The organism is Geobacillus sp. ZGt-1 (assembly GCF_001026865.1).
GTDB classification, from domain to species: domain Bacteria; phylum Bacillota; class Bacilli; order Bacillales; family Anoxybacillaceae; genus Geobacillus; species Geobacillus thermoleovorans.
Genome location: NZ_LDPD01000028.1, coordinates 76,920 through 79,668, shown reverse-complemented (window position 1 = coordinate 79,668; position 2,749 = coordinate 76,920). Strand labels below are relative to the sequence as shown.

Here is a 2,749-nt window from a genome sequence, read left to right as displayed (position 1 = left end):
TTTGGGTCAGCCCCTTTTTTTGCCCACTGGAGCGGAAATCTGCCATCGGGTTTGTCCCCTCTTGAATGGAGCGAAACAGTTCATTATACTATAAATTATGACTGTTTGTTCGCAAAGGTGTGTTCATCGATATGAAGGAAACAAACGGCATCCCGGCGCGCCTCCGCCAAGTGGCTGTCATTCGCGACGGTCCGCGCCAAGAGACGGTTGTGCTTGAGGCGGATGGCACGTATTACATAAAAGGGGAAACCGTTTATTTGCAGTTTGCCGAAGAAAACGAACTCGGGCGGGTGAACAACATTGTGAAAATCGCGCCTGACGAGGTGACCATCCTTCGCTCCGGAGCGGTCGAGATGCGGCAAACGTTCCGCCGCCGGCAAGAAACGCCGGGCCATTATGGGACAGCGTTTGGACGATGGGCGCTGGCGGCCAAAACGAGCTCCATGGAGTTTCACTATGATGAGCAGCGGAAAAAGGGGCGGCTTTTTCTTTCCTATGAACTGATGCTAGGCGATGAGCGAAGCGGGCGCCATACGTTGACGTTGACATTTAAGGGGGTATAAGCGGTGAACATTGTCGGACAAATCAAGGAAAAGATGAAAGAAGAAATCCGCCAGGCGGCGGTAAGAGCAGGGCTGGCTTCGGCCGACGAGCTGCCGGATGTGCTGCTTGAGGTGCCGCGCGACAAGGCGCATGGCGACTACTCGACGAACATCGCCATGCAGCTCGCCCGCATCGCGAAAAAACCGCCGCGGGCGATCGCCGAAGCCATCGTCGGGCAGCTTGACCGCGAACGCATGTCGGTCGCCCGCATCGAGATCGCCGGGCCGGGGTTTATTAACTTTTACATGGACAACCGCTATTTGACGGCGGTCGTGCCGGCGATTTTGCAGGCGGGACAAGCGTATGGCGAATCGAACGTCGGCAACGGGGAAAAAGTGCAAGTCGAGTTCGTCTCGGCCAATCCAACCGGAGACCTGCATTTAGGTCATGCCCGCGGCGCGGCGGTCGGCGATTCGCTTTGCAACATTTTGGCGAAAGCCGGGTTTGACGTGACGCGTGAATACTATATTAATGACGCCGGCAAGCAAATTTACAATTTAGCGAAATCGGTCGAAGCCCGTTATTTTCAGGCGCTCGGTGTCGATATGCCGTTGCCGGAGGACGGCTATTACGGCGACGATATCGTCGAAATCGGCAAAAAGCTTGCCGAAGAGTACGGCGACCGGTTTGTCGAAATGGAGGAAGAAGAAAGGCTTGCCTTTTTCCGCGACTATGGGCTCCGCTATGAGCTTGAAAAAATCAAAAAAGACTTGGCCGACTTCCGTGTGCCGTTTGACGTCTGGTATTCGGAAACATCGCTCTATGAAAGCGGAAAAATCGACGAAGCGCTTTCCACTTTGCGCGAGCGCGGCTATATTTACGAGCAGGACGGGGCGACATGGTTCCGTTCGACGGCGTTTGGGGACGACAAAGACCGCGTCTTAATTAAGCAGGACGGCACATATACGTACTTGCTTCCGGACATCGCCTACCATCAAGACAAGCTGCGGCGCGGGTTCAAAAAGCTCATCAACATTTGGGGGGCGGACCACCACGGCTACATTCCGCGCATGAAGGCGGCGATCGCTGCGCTCGGTTATGATCCGGAGGCGCTTGAAGTGGAAATCATTCAAATGGTGAACCTATACCAAAACGGTGAGCGCGTCAAAATGAGCAAGCGCACCGGCAAGGCGGTGACGATGCGCGAGCTCATGGAAGAAGTCGGCGTCGATGCCGTCCGCTATTTCTTTGCGATGCGCTCGGGCGATACGCATTTGGATTTTGACATGGACTTGGCCGTGTCGCAGTCGAATGAAAACCCGGTTTACTACGTCCAATACGCGCACGCCCGCGTTTCGAGCATTCTTCGCCAAGCGGAGGAACAACACATTTCCTATGACGGCGACTTAGCGCTTCACCATCTTGTGGAAACGGAAAAGGAAATCGAGCTGCTCAAAGTGCTCGGCGATTTCCCCGATGTCGTCGCCGAGGCGGCGCTCAAGCGGATGCCGCATCGCGTCACCGCCTATGCATTCGATTTGGCTTCCGCGCTCCATAGCTTTTATAACGCGGAAAAAGTGCTTGATCTGGACAACATCGAAAAAACAAAAGCCCGCCTCGCGCTTGTCAAGGCGGTGCAAATTACGCTGCAAAATGCGTTAGCGCTCATTGGCGTTTCAGCGCCGGAACAAATGTAAACGAACGAGGGGGAGCGACTGCTCCCTCTTTTGTTTGGGCATTCTAAAGAAAAACAGTGGTGGAGGATCAACAAATGAAAGAAGTTGTACTATCGCTCATCACCGGCATCGTTGTCGGCTTTTTGTTCACCTTGCTTCGGTTGCCGATTCCCGCTCCCCCGGCGTTGGCCGGCATCGCCGGCATCGTCGGGGTGTATCTCGGCATGCGGTTGTTTCAATGGTTCACGGTGTTTTGGAAGTAAGCACTTGCATGATCAAACGGGGAACAAAACCCGGTTGGCGCAATTTTGGCAGCATCAAGCCGCCGGAAGCGCCGGCCGGGTTTTTTTGCTTCTTCTGTTGCTTGGGAGGGAAATGGAACTTCAGACCGGTCAAAGCCAGGCGGAGATGAGCTGGGAAATCGACTGTTTGCCGCGGTCAAGAAGCGAACGTTTTTGCCAAAAGTCGACCGTCAGCGGCTCGGCGCGCAACAAATCGCGCTCGATCGCCCGTTTGACGAGGCGGGTAAA

At 54.7% G+C, this 2,749-nt stretch carries 3 protein-coding genes and 1 pseudogene; 3 read left to right on the top strand and 1 reads right to left on the bottom strand.

The window, feature by feature from the left end; all coding sequences use genetic code 11:
- Positions 1–131: 131 nt before the first annotated feature.
- The 3 genes from VU18_RS14830 to VU18_RS14820 all read left to right on the top strand — a co-directional run bounded on the left by VU18_RS14830 (position 132) and on the right by VU18_RS14820 (position 2,482).
- Entirely contained in the window at positions 132–563 is a 432-nt protein-coding gene (locus VU18_RS14830; protein WP_014196975.1) for a DUF1934 domain-containing protein, read from the top strand.
- Positions 564–566: 3 nt separating this feature from the next.
- Complete coding sequence (gene argS, locus VU18_RS14825) at positions 567–2,240, top strand: arginine--tRNA ligase (protein WP_011232868.1); 1,674 nt, start codon at positions 567–569, stop codon at positions 2,238–2,240.
- 74 nt (positions 2,241–2,314) lie between these two features.
- Positions 2,315–2,482 (top strand): XapX domain-containing protein, encoded by a 168-nt coding sequence (locus VU18_RS14820; protein WP_013146634.1) that lies wholly within the window; start codon positions 2,315–2,317, stop codon positions 2,480–2,482.
- A 129-nt stretch (positions 2,483–2,611) separates the two neighbouring features.
- Here VU18_RS14820 and VU18_RS20780 read toward each other — a convergent pair.
- A pseudogene (locus VU18_RS20780) lies at positions 2,612–2,749 on the bottom strand (cardiolipin synthase); the annotation flags it as partial.